Source organism: Brevibacillus brevis, from assembly GCF_900637055.1.
GTDB classification, from domain to species: domain Bacteria; phylum Bacillota; class Bacilli; order Brevibacillales; family Brevibacillaceae; genus Brevibacillus; species Brevibacillus brevis.
This window is the reverse complement of record NZ_LR134338.1, coordinates 5,612,442-5,626,047: the sequence shown is the minus strand read 5'-3', so window position 1 is coordinate 5,626,047 and position 13,606 is coordinate 5,612,442. Positions and strand designations below refer to the sequence as shown.

The window sequence follows — 13,606 nt, the reverse complement described above, 5'->3', positions numbered from 1 at the left end:
CGAGCATTGGAGGAAATGGCATGACAAGAAAGCTACAAAAAATGCAGCGGTTCTGGAATGTAATGACGGTGATCATCTATGGCGTTTTCCTGCCGCTGGCCTGTCTGTTCATGGCGTTGGGGGAAAAGCTCCCGTATGCACTGCTCTTTTTTATGTTTGCCCTTCCTTATATTGAACAGGCTGGCATGGACCATTTGCGCCGAAAAGAAATGAGTCGGTGATGATCAAGTGTACGAGAAGGAAGGTGTAAGCCATGTCCAGACAGGAACGAAACTGGCAGCGCTTTTGGCGCTACATGATGATTTACTTTTACGCCCTGATTGTACCGGCTACGATCATCGGCTCATTTTATCGAGAAGAGTTCCCGTTGCAGCTGCTTATCCTCGCCATCGGTATGCCTTTTATCAAAAGAAACCATCTGGCGTTCATCCGAAAGAAAAACGCGGCGATCTGATCAACAGGGCAACTAGGCAAGGAGGATATGACCGAATGCGTAACAACAAAATGCGGATGTCGCTCTTAATCAACAGCATTCTGATCACGCTGCTGCTGACCGGCTGTTCACTGGGCGCAATAGGAGCAGGTACGGGGATCGGGCAAAATCAATGGCCGCAGACAACACAGGAATTGATTGCTTCCCAGCCCGGACCACTCGCTGGCACACAATTTTTCCACGCAGCTTATCCGCATCGAGCTGAGATCATACAGGTTTTGGATAAAATGCCTACTCTAGTCGACGGGATGAATGATGCTTACTTGGATTTGTACTGGAATCAACTGCTCACCCTGTTTGCAGAGGATTACCTCAGTCCCCAAATGGTTGTCGACCGTTGGAGAATGGCTTCGTATGGCAGTCCGGACATCGAGGACGCCCGCTTTCAGTTTCGGGAAAATTTCAACGTAGAAATCATCCTGGATGCAAGCGGAAGCATGGCCGGGAAAATTGGGGACAAAACGAAAATGCAGCTTGCCAAGGAAGCGATCAAGGAATTCGCGGAAGCACTGCCTGAAGAGGCGAGAATCTCGCTGCGCGTATATGGACATAAGGGCAGCAATGCAGATGAGCATAAACAGCTCTCCTGTGGAAGCAGTGAGATGGTCTATCCATTGCAAGCCTACGATGCGAAAGGTCTTGAGCAAGCACTTGACATGTTTGAGCCGACGGGCTGGACATCCATTGCCCACTCCTTGCGTCTCGCTCAGGAGGATTTGGCGGGATTCGAAGCGGATAAAAATACGAATGTCATCTATCTAGTCAGTGACGGTATCGAGACGTGCGATGGCAATCCAGTGGCAGTAGCCAAGGAATTGTCCCAGTCCAAAATTATGCCATTGTTGAACGTCATCGGCTTTGACGTAAATGCAGAAGGGCAGAAGCAATTAAAGGAGATTGCCCACGCGTCAGAAGGGCTGTATGCAAATGTGACGAACCGCGAGCAGTTCAAGCAAGAGCTGGAACGTGCGAAAGAAATTGCCCAGAAGTGGGAGCAGTGGAAACGGGATGCTTTGACAGAAGCTGACGCTGTGCTGATCGACCGCAAAAAATGGGTGGATGCTTACGACCGGGACTGGTACGAGAAAAACTGGCGGGAGAGCCTGAACATCGGAATGGCGATCGAGCATTTGTCTGTGAGCGGCAAGATTGGCAATGAAGCGAGGGAGTACCTTACTGGGAAAAGGCAAGAAAGAGAAGCGTTGGCTACACAGTCCAAGGAGGAGCTTACCAATTATTTGGTGAGTCTCACAACCGAGACCTATCAGGAAATGAGAGAAGAAATTGAGGATAAATACAGCGGAAACTAACAGCAATGGGTTCTCCGTTGCAAAAGCGAGTGCTTTCGCAACGGAGAACCCACTGAAAATGGTAAGGGATAGGGTGCGTCAATCATACGTAAACGTAACGACCTGTTGCAGGCCTGGGTCCACTCCGATTGCCACGTCATTTAGGCCATCTGTGTAATAAAAGTAACGCTTGGCGTCATTGGAATGAGCGTCAGAAGCTTTCACCAATTGGAAGTCGTTCGTCGCAAGCAGGTTTTTCGAGCGGATGAAATCAGATGCCGTCTTTTCCAAAGCAGCTTCTGTCATCGTTTTTGTTGCCATTTCTCCGTTTATTCCAATAACGTCAATCGACAGGGAAAGGATTTGCTTTGACTTCGGTTCGATGATGGCGTGAAAGCCATGGACATCGCCACTCACAGGTTCGCGTTTCAGTATGGCGTGAACAGGTACTCCTCTGTATACCGAATTGGTTGGGTCCTCCAGCGTGATTTCCCGATCAGTTGTATCAACATCCACCTGATAATATTGTCTAACAGCGGCTGCAGCGATTTGCGCCGCTTCTTCTTTTCCGAGCCCTAGCACTGCATCTGGTGAACTGGAGGAGCATCCCATTAACAAAAGGACGAGAAGCGCCGTGCCCAGCCATGCGAACTTTTTCATTGTGAACCCTCCAGCCATCCCAAGTAATACGTGTAATCTTTTCTTATCCTAACAGGGATTGTTTCGACTCCCTATCGAATAACCTTTCCATTACCTTACGATGTTGTAAGCTTTGAGAAAAATGTAGGGAGTGACAGGACTTTGGGCAAAAAAGACGAAAAATTCGGAGTATGAGCAGTGTATATGAAAAACGAGGGGGCAAATGGAATGAACGCCATCGAGCTGAACCAAGCGCTTCAAATGTATGTGAGGACAGAGACTTTTCCCGTAGGAATTAGCATCCAAAAAGAAGAAGCCGCTCTGCCGTCAAAGGCAAAGCGACCTGTCCGTGATCTCGGTTATCCGATTACCATTTGCCAAGCTGTCGGTTTTTCACGGCGTTATGGCTGGAGTATCGCGATGAATGGAGCCGATCTGTCCTGTCCAATCGCGCAGGTGGCTTTTGGCTATGAAGAGCAGCCTGCGTTTTATACAGAGGGTCATCTTGCCTGTGGGATGTATACAGATTCATTGGAAAATGGGGCGAAAAGCGAGCTGGATGTCCCGAAATTTTCAGCAGAAGAAAGCGGCTACTACGTATCGTTTCCGCTGGAGCGAGCAGAGATCGAGCCAGATGTTGTCGTGATTTACGGCAATGCGGCACAGGTCATGAGATTGGTGGCGGGGATGCTGTACAAGCGCGGTGGATCGATTCCTTCCACCTTTTCCAGTCGGGCCGACTGTGCGGACATTGCAATCAAGCCGATCCAGACGGGACAGCCGCAAGTGATCGTCCCGTGTTATGGCGACAGATTGTTTGCCCAGACACAGGATCATGAGATGGCCTTCAGCTTTCATTTTCGCGATGCCGCTGAGCTGGTCGAGGGATTAGCGGGAACGCAAAAAGGCGGAATCCGCTACCCGATCCCGTCCTTCTTGCGCTATCAGGCAGAGTTTCCGCCGACCTATCAAAAGCTTGCGGGGATGTTTGGAGAAAAAAACTAACCCTTCAGTCGGTTAAGCTGGAGCAGGTGATGGCGATAGTGCATTTCTACGACGGCGAACCATTCCTTGGCCGTCAGCGGACCGAAGGCTGGGTGAGCTACCGTGTGATGCGCAGGAATTTCGTCCAAAGTCGGTTCCAGCTCTTTCATTTGTGCGAGCACGCTGATGAGTCCATCACGCAATTGCTCCTTGTTCTCCGGTTGTGCAGGTGTGTACTCCGGGGAGGCAGGGACTTTCACGCGAACGGGAGGCAAGGAGCCTTGAGCAAATATCGCCTGCCCGATCTCGGATTTTTCGGTACCTGCTTCTGTGACAGCAGGGCCTCCTTGTCTACACTTCTCGATACTTCCTATTTGAAAATACCGGGCAGATTGGATCAAGTGAAGGTACATTTGACCGATCGACCATTCCTCTTCACTTGGTTTTTGCAAGAGTTGTTCCATAGTGAAGCCTTCTAATTCTTGCAGGTAGTGGTTTGTCACGTCTTCAAATTTGTTTACGATTTCTTTTGTATTCATGGGCGAATCAGCTCCTCTTGGTTTTCTTGCTTTTATCATATGAAAACGCTACTGACAGCAGTATGTCAGTAGCGTTCGAATAATTTTTTTGCTTCTTCGCGTATTCGGCTACGCAAGGATTCAGGCGAAAGAACAACCGCATCTGCCCCCAGCCCAAGTACCCAAGACAATATTTCTTCAATTTGTCTGACGCGCAATCTGACGAGAAAGCCGTCCGGATGCTCCGTAATCTCTTCGATAAAAAAATTGCCTGATTCTTTTACCCGATCAGCGATAGCTGCACTGATGACGATCTGCACTTCCAGAGACCGATCGTCGAGAGGCTTGTAATCATCAAAATTGAAATGGTCAGGGAGGATAAAGCGGTCTTCCAATACGATCAGTCCGCTCATGCGCGACAGGCGGAATCGACGAATATCCTGTCGCAGATCGCAATGAGCGAGTAGTATCCAGGAGCCACGAACCAGCACCAGACCATATGGAGCAACGTCACGCACTGTTTCACGATCGTCACCCTCCCCAGGCGTGCCCCTCCGATAGCGGAACCGCACCTTTCGCTCGTTGATGATCGCATCGTGGAGGAGTTGCGCATGCGCTTTTTCCTGTTCGCGGAGATTGTTTGCTCTGGGGCTTATGAGGCGAAAGGTTGAACGAATACGTCTCGCTTGTTCGCCTACATCCGCAGACAGGATCGCTTCTACTTTGCGCTGTACAGCTCTTGCGCTATTGCCAAAGTTTTGGTCAAATGCTTGCTCGACCAAGTCTGCTCCGATCAAGAGTGCAACGGCTTCTTCTACCGAAAAGCTGACGGGCGGCAGAAAATACCCTTCCATTAACGAATAGCCCTGACCCGGTGCCCCAACGATGGGGACGCCTGCTTCGCTCAATGCCTGCATATCACGATAAATCGTTCGGACGCTCGTCTCGAAGGTCGCGGCCAAATCCTCTGCGCGCAACGTACCTTTTCGCTGCAGCTCCAGAACGATTGCCAACAGACGGTCTGTTTTGTTCATGCTATGCTTCTGACCTCCTCTCTATCCAGCTAAGCAACTTTATAAAAATGAGCGGACATCTTTAAAATTATTTTATATTTACCCTACTTTTTATTTTAACAGTTTTCCCTATCCTACATGTGTAAGTGAAGGAGGAAGCTGCGAATGAAAAAGAGGGTTTTTTGGCTTGTCATTTTATTGCTGTTTGGATATATCGTTTTTCAAAAAATAGCAGATCGACCACCTGATGTTGAGGGACATATGGAAACAGTGGGTGAGGCTACCGGTGTGGAGTACCAATCGATACAACTAGCAAAAGATCAAATTTATCAGGGAGACCTTCTCTTGGTCAATAAAGACTATCCGGTTCATGAGGCAGGGGTAAAAAACGATGTGATTCGGCTGTCTGAGCATGAAGAGCTGGTACAAGGCTATCGTTTGCTCGATCACAGAATCGAAGTGTCAGAGCGTGTAGCCAAAGTATTTTTGGAGATGGTCGAAGCTGCGCAGCAAGATAACGTGAGCCACTTTATCCTGAACAGTGGTTATCGAGGCATGGAAGAACAAGAGAAGCTGTATGAAGAAATGGGGCCAGCGTACGCGATGCCGAGCGGTTACAGCGAACATAATGTAGGTTCCGCGCTGGATATTGGATCGACGCAAATGAAAATGGAGCACGCCCCTGAAGGCAAGTGGCTGGAAGATCATTCGTGGAAATACGGTTTTATTTTGCGCTACCCAAAGGACAAGGTAGCCATTACAGGAACGGTATTCGAGCCTTGGCACTTCCGATATGTCGGCTTGCCGCATAGCGCGATCATGAAGCAAAATAACTTTTCGCTGGAAGAATACCTGGATTACCTAAAAGACAAAAGAAGTATCTCCGTGACAAACGATGGGAAGATCTATGAAATTAACTACTACCCTGTCGACGAAGAGATGACGATCAAAGTACCGATTTCGAGCAACTATGAGATTTCGGGTGACAACATGGGCGGCGTGATTGTTACAAGCTACGTGAACGAAGAAAAGAAGGAGTGAATCTAATGAAGAAATTGACTGTCGCGATTTTGTTTGGGGGATGTTCCTCGGAGTATGAAGTATCCCTTAAATCAGCGAGTTCGGTGCTGGAAAGCTTGTGTCTGGAAAAGTACGAGGTGATTTTGCTAGGAATTACGAGGGAAGGGCAATGGCTGCGATATACCGGCAACATCGAAAGCATTCGGAATGACAGTTGGCATCAAAGTGAGAAGTGTGTACCAGCTTTTCTCTCTCCTTGCAGACAGGTGAGGGGAATTGTTGCGCAGGAGAACGGTGCCATGACAGTCACGCAGGTTGATGTGGTGTTCCCGATTTTGCATGGCAAAAACGGAGAGGATGGAACCGTGCAAGGACTGTTGGAGCTCGCCGGCATTCCTTTTGTCGGTTGTCACACGCTATCCTCTGCGATTTGTATGGATAAGGATATCGCTCACACGCTGGCGGAAAGCTCCGGTATCAAAACGCCAAGATCCGTTACCGTTTATTCGAATACTGATCTTGCAAATGTTCAATCTGCTACCGAAGCACTGGGATTTCCTTTGTATGTCAAACCTGCAAAGGCAGGGTCTTCCATTGGGATTACGAAAGCATACAGCCCATCAGAATTGGCATTTGGTATAGAAAACGCCCTGCTGCAAGATGACAAAGTAGTCATCGAGGAAAACATCGCGGGATTTGAGGTGGGCTGCGCGGTACTCGGAAATCGTGAGGTCATTGTGGGGGAAGTGGATGAGATCGAATTGCTTCAAGGCTTCTTCAATTACGCAGAAAAGTATTCATTGGCGACTGCCCATATCCATGTCCCAGCAAGAATTGACGCCGAACTCGCTCATAAAATCAAGCAAACAGCTACCCATCTCTATCAGGTTTTTGGCTGTCGTGGCTTCGCTCGCGTGGATATGTTTGTCACACCAGACGGATACATCGTGTTTAACGAAGTGAATACGATCCCCGGCTTTACCTCGAAAAGCAGGTATCCAAACATGCTGCGTGCTGCGGGAATTTCCTATAAAGAGCTTCTAGATACGTTGATTATGCTAGCGTTGGAGGAGGACTAACTGATGACACAACCTCATGTCTTTACGGTTACTTTGAACAGCGACAATTTGCATCACGGCCATCTGATATTGGTGAATCGCCAGTACCCGATCCGCTGGCAAACAGACGACGGTATCCTGCTGAACCGCATGCGGCTGATTGACGGTGCACACAACAATATGATGCTGGAACGCACGGCTGCGAAGATGTTTGCCAAGCTGCTGAAAGCCTGCAACGCAGAGCATACAATCGTGCCTGTCAGTGGCTTTCGCAGCAAGGCCGAACAAAAGGATATTTATGATCAATCCTTGCTCGAAAATGGACAGGTGTTTACCAGTCAATATGTAGCGCGGCCGAATGAAAGCGAGCATCAGACAGGGCTTGCGATAGATGTAGGGGAGAAAAAGGAAGTAATCGATTTTATTTGCCCCTCTTTTCCCGATCATGGCGTATGCCGAATGTTTCGCCAACGTGCCAGCCAATATGGGTTTATCAAACGCTACGACAAAGACAAGGAACAGCTGACAGGGATTTCGGATGAGCCTTGGCATTTTCGGTATGTGGGCTATCCGCATGCTGTATTGATGGAAAAGCTCCAGCTTTGTCTGGAAGAGTATATCGAGTATGTGAAAAACTACGAATTCCATCAGGAGCATTTGCTAGTGGATGATGAGAGCATTGAAATCTACTATGTAAAAGCTACCGATACAGTTACGCACATCCCAGTTGTGGCTGGTGAGAGCTACGAAATATCGGGCAACAACGTGGATGGATTTATCATTACGGTGTTTCATTAGGAGGCACGTAATGAATAAGGGTAATGAAAAGCAGTATGGTGGGCTCGATCGATTCCGAATCATTGCGGCGATCCTTGTCATCGCAATCCATACTTCTCCGCTGCTGTCTATAAGTGAATGGGCTGACTTTACACTGACACGAACAATAGCCAGGGTTGCAGTTCCTTTTTTCTTTATGTGCACAGGATTTTTCTTCTTGCAAAAGCTTGGCTCAGATTACAACAGAAATGCGTCTATGCTGAGGCAGTTTTTATGGAAAGTAGGAAAGCTATATTTGCTTTCGATCCTTCTCTATCTTCCTGTGAATGTGTATGCAGGGTATTTTACAGATGGATTAACCCTATTTTCAGCAGTGAAAGACCTCTTGTTTAACGGGACCTTGTATCATCTGTGGTATTTCCCTGGCATCATGCTGGGGGTCTGTATCAGTACTTTTTTGTATACAAGACTATCGACTTGGAATACGTTTTGGGTGACTTTGCTGCTGTATGGCATCGGGCTATTCGGAGACAGCTACTTTGGCTTGGCACAGATGAGTCCGTATGTGGACAGTATCTACCAATCGATGTTTACCCTGTTTGATTACACGCGGAACGGTATATTTTTTGCCCCTGTGTTTATTGTCATAGGAGGGATGATTGCCAATACCCGCAGGCGGAAAAAGAAAAAGGTCTCACCGTATGCCATCGGACTTGGTTTGTTCGGAAGCATGCTTGTAATGGAAGGCTTGCTTTTGCACGCTTATCAGCTGCAACGCCATGACAGTATGTATATTTTTTTGATACCGTGCATGTATTTTCTCTTTCAACTACTATTGTTCTGGAAAGGAAAAAATCGCCCAGCCTTACGAAAGCTGAGCTTGTATGTGTATGTCATCCATCCGCTGTGTATTGTGCTCATTCGCGGAGCGGCCAAAGTAACGGGACTGACAGGGCTGTTTGTTGAAAACAGCTTGGTGCATTTTACACTCGTCACGGTGCTGTCGTTTGTTCTTTCTGTGATGGCGATGAAGGTGATCCGGCGCTTTCAAGGTGAGAAACCGGATCAAACAGGACGAGCATGGGCTGATATCCATCTTCCTCATCTCCAACATAATGTCAGGGAAATTCAGCGAGTGCTCCCCAAGGATTGTTCGATGATGGCAGTCGTAAAGGCGCAGGCATATGGCCACGGCGGATGGCAAATCGCGAGGTTCTTAAACAAGCTCGGGATTGATCACTTCGCAGTTGCCACCATCGATGAAGGAATCGAGCTAAGGAAGAAGGGCGTAAAAGGAGGAATCCTGATTCTCGGCTATACCGATGAACGACGGATACGCCAAATCGCCCGTTTCAAACTGACGCAAACCGTCGTAGATGACGAATATGCCCAAAAACTGAACAGCTACAACGTGAAAATCCCTGTTCATATCAAGATCGACACGGGGATGGGGAGACTCGGGGAATCTTGGACACACACGGAAAAAATAGCGTCCATGTATCGATATAAAAATTTGCAGGTATGCGGTACCTTCACGCATCTGAGTGTCGCTGACAGTTTAGTAGCTTCCGATATCGAATACACGAAAAATCAGATCGCCCGTTTCCAAAAAGTGATCGAACAGCTGAAAGAAAAGGGGATCGATCCACAGAGGCTGCACGTTCAAAGCAGTTACGGCGTGCTGAATTACGGGGAGCTGCAATACGATTATGCTCGGATTGGGATCGCTCTCTACGGAATGTTGAGTAAGCAGGGAGACAAGGTAAAAACAAACGTCGACCTACGACCTGTGTTATCACTGAAAGCAAGAGTTGTGCAGGTGAAACAGGTGGAAAAAGGAGCATCCGTGGGCTATGGACGCGCCCACAGAGTGCTGAAAGACAGCAAGATTGCCATCGTATCCATCGGGTATGCAGATGGGGTTCCACGCATGCTGTCACAATCGGGCGCTACCTGCCTGATCAGAGGAAAAAGGAGACCGATTATCGGCACTGTCTGCATGGATCAACTTATTGTAGATATTACAGATATGGAAGAGGTGCAAAAAGGGGATGTAGTGACCTTTATCGGCAAAGATCAAGAAGAGGGGATCACTGCCGAGGAAATGGCCCAACAGTGTAAAACCATTACGAACGAGCTGGTAAGCCATTTGGGAGAACGTGTCAAAAGAGTCTATCATGATTGAGCCCTGGACGAAAACGAGTATAGGGAGTGGTTCATTTTTTCCATGGTGAAGAGGAGACATAGCTTTCGTTCTAAAATGCTTGGGCTTCTTGGGCTTGGCATGCTTTTGGCCAGTATCGTAACCTATCTGCTCTATAAAGTGCTCCAGTTTTACTATAGGGCGGGGGTTAAGTACGAAGATCCGCTCGCTCAGGTTCGCTATTTCATCAGGGAGATAGGGGATATTAATTTCTTTTTGATTGTCTTTGCTCCCATTGCGATCTTGTTTTTCTATCTCCTGACCAAACGGTATGCGGGCTACTTTCGGGAGATTTCCACCGGGATTCATTATCTCGCCAGTGGAGACTTTACACGGCATGTCCATATTCCATCCAATGATGAGTTCGCAGATATCGCCAAGGATATTAACCTGGCAAGTGAAATGCTGCAAAAGGCGGTAGAAAGAGGAGATTTCGCCGAAAGCAGCAAGGATCAGCTAGTTTTGAACCTGGCCCACGATTTACGCACACCGCTGACATCCGTTTTGGGATATCTGGATCTCATTTTGCGAGATGAGCAGATGCCACAAGAACAAATGCGGCATTATGCAACGATTGCTTTTACCAAGTCGCAACGATTGGAAAAGCTGATTGATGAGCTCTTCGAAATTACGAGAATGAATTACGGCATGGTCAACATCGAGCAAAAGGTCATAGATTTGAGTGAATTGCTTGTCCAGTTAAATGATGAGATGTATCCTTCCTTTGAGAAAAATGAGCTGGTCGCGCGGTGTACGATTGCTGCTCAATTAGTGATCGTGGGAGACGGAGAGTTGCTGGCGCGCGTATTCGAGAATATCCTGACCAACGCGATACGCTATGGGGGCGATGGCCATTTTATCGATTTGAACGCTTATCGTGAGGGAGATGAAGTGGTTGTACAAATCATGAATTACGGTGACCAGATACCTGAGGAGGCGCTGCCGCATATTTTTGAAATGTTTTTTACGGGCGACAAAGCGCGAACTCATCTAGGAGGAGGCACAGGACTCGGCTTGTTTATTGCAAAAAATATAGTTGAGAAGCATCGGGGAACGATTTCTGTTCAAAGTGATTTGATTCGTACATGTTTTGAGGTCAGGCTGCCAAACGGAAGCAGGGGCTATCCAGAAAGTCAGTGAGTACGACTTTCTAGATAGCCCCTTTGCTAGTACGGCTTGATAGATTTCATTTAAATCAAATTCTCCGGGTTCAAGCCTTCCAGCTCTGGCAACACAAAGCGCCCATCTTTTCTGATCAGCACATCGTCAAACCAGATTTCGCCGCCGCCGTATTCAGGGCGTTGGATTTGGACCAAGTCCCAGTGAATGGAGGAGCGGTTGCCGTTGTCTGCTACTGTGTAAGCATTCCCTGGCGTGAAGTGGAAGCTGCCCGCGATTTTCTCGTCAAACAGGATGTCCAGCATCGGGTGGAGGATGTGCGGGTTGAAGCCGATCGCGAATTCTCCGATATAGCGTGCGCCCTCGTCAGTGTCGAGGATGTCGTTCAATGCTTTGGTATTGGAGCTGGTTGCTTCCACGATTTTACCTTCTTTGAAAGTGAACTGAACATCATTAAAGGTAATGCCGTTGTAGATCGATGCCGCGTTGTAGAAAATCGTTCCTTCCACGGAATTGCGCACAGGAGCGGTGTATACTTCGCCATCCGGGATATTGCGTTTGCCGTCGCATTTGATGGCATTGATTCCTTTAATGGAGAAGCGCAGGTCCGTTTTTGGGCCGACGATGCGTACGCGATCGGTGCGCTCCATCAGCTCTTTCAACGGAGTCATCGCAGCGGACATTTTCGCGTAGTCCAGATTGCAGACGGAGAAGTAGAAGTCCTCAAAGCCCTCGAGACTCATTTTGGACAGCTGCGCCATCGACTTGTTCGGGTAGCGCAGTACAACCCAGCGTTTGTTCGGAACGCGCTCGTTCGTATGTACAGGTTGATACAAGACGCGAGCGTAAATGCCCATTTTGTCTTCCGGTACGTCGGCAAACTCGTTGATGTTGTCGTAAGCACGGATGGCGATGTAAGCGTCCATATCCTTCATCCGGTCATACTCGTATTTTGCCATCAGGGCCATGTGTTCTTCGCTGGTGCCTTGATAGAGTGCACGCATGATTTCCTGGTCTTTCAAGGTGACCAAAGGCAGAGCCCCAACTGCAAATGATTCACGCACAAGTGCACGAACGAGTTCAGGTTGCAGGCCTGTATTTTCGATCAGAACTTTTTCGCCTTTTTGCAAATTGAGTGAGTAACGGACGAGACGGCTTGCCAGTTCATTAATGCGTGGATCTGCCATAGGTAGTAACCTCCGTAGTAAAATAATTTTGATTAATGATTAATTTGTATTATTACACAACTGAACGAGGGCTCGCCAGTGTGTTTGATGCTTCGATTACAGGCAAGCCTCGTAGATCGCGATCACATCGGATTCATTCAATTTTCGTGAGCTAGGCAGATACCCGATACCGCGTCCGCCGATGCGAACCGCTTCTTCAGCCATTTGTGCCAGCGATTGTTTGGTCACGCCGAAGTCAGACAGACGTTCTGTGATTCCCATGCGCTCATACCAACCGCGAACGGCTTCAATCGTTGCTCGTGCTGCTTCGCCCTCGTCCTCCACGGTAACGCCAAAGCAATGACGTCCCATACGGGCTAGTCTTTCGGGACGGTCTTGCAAAATCACCTGTTCGAAATAAGGAAGGGACAGGATCGCCAGTCCACGACCGTGAGCCATATCGTAGATCCCGCTCAGCGGATGTTCAACTCCGTGCAACGGCATACCAGCACCACGACCGCCAGCAGCGAATGGACTGATGCCCAGCGTGCTCGCCCACAGAAGGGTGGATCGTGCTTCTGCATGGTCTGGTTGCTGGATCGCTGTGATGGAGTGCTCGACGACGAGACGAATGAGTGTTTCGGAAATCCCGTCCTGAACGTGGGTTCCTTCCGCGCTGATCAAATAGTTCTCAAACAGATGGGAAAAGATATCGGCGCAAGATTCCGCTGTGACGCGAGCCGGAACGGTAAAGGTTACAGACGGATCAAGAATGGCAATCTTCGGGTAAAGTGCTGGGCCGTTGATCGATGATTTTTCATGCGTGTCCCAATGAGTCAGGACGCTGATATGGTTTGCTTCCGAACCTGTAGCGGCTACTGTCGGGACGGTCATGATCGGCAGTGCTTCCTGAACGGGTACTAGCAATTGACCAGAGCCGCTCGGATTTCCCCGCATGTAATCGTAAATCGGACGTCCGGAAACGGCTGCCGCCGCAATCGCTTTGGAGGCATCCATCACAGAGCCGCCACCGATAGCCAGGATGAAGTCACATTGATGCTCACGAGCAAGAGCAGCTCCGGCATCAACCGTTGCCGTACGCGGATTCGGTTCGATTTTGTCAAAAACAAGATACGCCACTTGAGCTTCCTGCAATAGAGCCTTGGCGCGGTCCAAAAGTCCTGTACGTTTGGCCGCATTGCCGCCTGTAACGAGCAATGCTTTTTGGCCCATCGATTTTGCTTCTTGACCCAAACGCTCCAGTTCGCCTATGCCAAAGTAAATTTTGGTAGGAAAAGACACTTCAAATGGAAACATCTGAAATTCC

General features: G+C 48.5%; 14 protein-coding genes. 9 read left to right on the top strand and 5 right to left on the bottom strand.

Annotation, left to right across the window (positions count from 1 at the left end; all coding sequences use genetic code 11):
- Nucleotides 1-20 precede the first annotated feature (20 nt).
- The 3 genes from EL268_RS27205 to EL268_RS27195 are packed head-to-tail and all read left to right on the top strand — an operon-like array spanning nucleotide 21 to nucleotide 1,803.
- Entirely contained in the window at nucleotides 21-221 is a 201-nt protein-coding gene (locus EL268_RS27205) for a hypothetical protein (protein ID WP_232030112.1), read from the top strand.
- Nucleotides 222-253: 32 nt separating this feature from the next.
- Nucleotides 254-454, top strand: a complete 201-nt coding sequence (locus EL268_RS27200; RefSeq protein WP_106652458.1) for a hypothetical protein — start codon at nucleotides 254-256, stop codon at nucleotides 452-454.
- 35 nt (nucleotides 455-489) lie between these two features.
- On the top strand, nucleotides 490-1,803 hold the full coding sequence (locus tag EL268_RS27195; protein WP_106652459.1) for a VWA domain-containing protein: 1,314 nt from the start codon (nucleotides 490-492) through the stop codon (nucleotides 1,801-1,803).
- A 78-nt stretch (nucleotides 1,804-1,881) separates the two neighbouring features.
- Here the strand turns inward: EL268_RS27195 and EL268_RS27190 are convergent, their stop codons facing one another.
- Complete coding sequence (locus EL268_RS27190; RefSeq protein ID WP_106652460.1) at nucleotides 1,882-2,442, bottom strand: hypothetical protein; 561 nt, start codon at nucleotides 2,440-2,442, stop codon at nucleotides 1,882-1,884.
- A 207-nt stretch (nucleotides 2,443-2,649) separates the two neighbouring features.
- Between EL268_RS27190 and EL268_RS27185 the strand changes: the two genes are divergently transcribed.
- Nucleotides 2,650-3,426: a DUF169 domain-containing protein gene (locus EL268_RS27185; protein ID WP_106652461.1), complete on the top strand. Its 777-nt coding sequence runs from the start codon at nucleotides 2,650-2,652 to the stop codon at nucleotides 3,424-3,426.
- Here the strand turns inward: EL268_RS27185 and EL268_RS27180 are convergent.
- Nucleotides 3,423-3,944 (bottom strand): DinB family protein, encoded by a 522-nt coding sequence (locus EL268_RS27180; RefSeq protein ID WP_106652462.1) that lies wholly within the window; start codon nucleotides 3,942-3,944, stop codon nucleotides 3,423-3,425. The genes EL268_RS27185 and EL268_RS27180 overlap by 4 nt on opposite strands.
- Nucleotides 3,945-4,009: 65 nt before the next feature.
- Nucleotides 4,010-4,957 carry a helix-turn-helix transcriptional regulator gene (locus tag EL268_RS27175; protein ID WP_106652463.1) on the bottom strand — a complete coding sequence of 316 codons (948 nt, stop codon included), beginning with the start codon at nucleotides 4,955-4,957 and terminating at the stop codon, nucleotides 4,010-4,012.
- A 144-nt stretch (nucleotides 4,958-5,101) separates the two neighbouring features.
- Here EL268_RS27175 and EL268_RS27170 point away from each other — a divergent pair, with 144 nt between their 5' ends.
- The 5 genes from EL268_RS27170 to EL268_RS27150 are packed head-to-tail and all read left to right on the top strand — an operon-like array spanning nucleotide 5,102 to nucleotide 11,134.
- On the top strand, nucleotides 5,102-5,977 hold the full coding sequence (locus tag EL268_RS27170; protein ID WP_106652464.1) for a M15 family metallopeptidase: 876 nt from the start codon (nucleotides 5,102-5,104) through the stop codon (nucleotides 5,975-5,977).
- A 5-nt stretch (nucleotides 5,978-5,982) separates the two neighbouring features.
- Nucleotides 5,983-7,035 carry a D-alanine--D-serine ligase VanG gene (gene vanG, locus EL268_RS27165; RefSeq protein ID WP_106652465.1) on the top strand — a complete coding sequence of 351 codons (1,053 nt, stop codon included), beginning with the start codon at nucleotides 5,983-5,985 and terminating at the stop codon, nucleotides 7,033-7,035.
- Nucleotides 7,036-7,038: 3 nt separating this feature from the next.
- Complete coding sequence (locus EL268_RS27160) at nucleotides 7,039-7,812, top strand: M15 family metallopeptidase (protein ID WP_106652466.1); 774 nt, start codon at nucleotides 7,039-7,041, stop codon at nucleotides 7,810-7,812.
- A gap of 10 nt (nucleotides 7,813-7,822) precedes the next feature.
- Nucleotides 7,823-9,976 (top strand): serine racemase VanT catalytic subunit, encoded by a 2,154-nt coding sequence (vanT, locus tag EL268_RS27155; protein ID WP_106652467.1) that lies wholly within the window; start codon nucleotides 7,823-7,825, stop codon nucleotides 9,974-9,976.
- A 42-nt stretch (nucleotides 9,977-10,018) separates the two neighbouring features.
- Complete coding sequence (locus EL268_RS27150; RefSeq protein ID WP_106652468.1) at nucleotides 10,019-11,134, top strand: sensor histidine kinase; 1,116 nt, start codon at nucleotides 10,019-10,021, stop codon at nucleotides 11,132-11,134.
- Between the two features lie 50 nt (nucleotides 11,135-11,184).
- On the opposite strand, the gene EL268_RS27145 is transcribed toward EL268_RS27150, so the two are convergent.
- Together EL268_RS27145 and EL268_RS27140 are read right to left on the bottom strand one after the other, a co-directional pair.
- Entirely contained in the window at nucleotides 11,185-12,300 is a 1,116-nt protein-coding gene (locus EL268_RS27145; protein WP_106652469.1) for an aminopeptidase, read from the bottom strand.
- 96 nt (nucleotides 12,301-12,396) lie between these two features.
- Complete coding sequence (locus EL268_RS27140) at nucleotides 12,397-13,596, bottom strand: iron-containing alcohol dehydrogenase (RefSeq protein WP_106652470.1); 1,200 nt, start codon at nucleotides 13,594-13,596, stop codon at nucleotides 12,397-12,399.
- Between the last annotated feature and the right edge of the window lie 10 nt (nucleotides 13,597-13,606).